The sequence below is a fragment of the Paracoccus sp. UBA889 genome, assembly GCA_002294185.1.
Taxonomy (GTDB): Bacteria; Pseudomonadota; Alphaproteobacteria; order Rhodobacterales; family Rhodobacteraceae; genus Paracoccus.
This window is the reverse complement of sequence record DBFD01000070.1, coordinates 6,372-6,807: the sequence shown is the minus strand read 5'-3', so window position 1 is coordinate 6,807 and position 436 is coordinate 6,372. Positions and strand designations below refer to the sequence as shown.

Sequence of the window (436 nt, the reverse complement as noted above, 5' to 3'; positions counted from 1 at the left end):
AGATCCGCAGGGCCCACTGATAGGCGCTGATGATATCGGTCGTCTCGAATGCGCCTGGATGGCACCGCCCGGATCGCCTGCGTCACACCGCTTGCGCCCATTCTTCTGCCAACGATCCTGACCCATGTCCGGAAGCAGCACCCCAACCTGACGATCGAGGTCATGGGGGTCTCGACCTATGAAATGCCCACCGCGATCGATGGCGGAGAGGCCGATTTCGCCCTGTGCTACGGCCCCGTCGATTGGCACCAGCATCGCTTTGCGCCGCTGTTTCAGGCGCCCCCGCATGTGGCGCTACCGGTGGATCACGCCTTGGCCAGCGGTCGTTTCGTGACCCTCGAACAACTGGAACCAGAGCCCCTTGTGGTGCTGGACCTGGAGCATTCCAGAAAATATCTTCTCGACCTTTTCGCCAGTCGGGGGCTGAAACCCAATG

General features: G+C 61.5%; 1 protein-coding gene. It reads left to right on the top strand.

Annotated elements, in window-relative coordinates; translation table 11 throughout:
- Window positions 1-48 precede the first annotated feature (48 nt).
- Window positions 49-436: LysR substrate-binding domain-containing protein (locus B4L36_RS14025; protein ID WP_292958391.1), on the top strand; the 388-nt coding region annotated here is incomplete at its 3' end.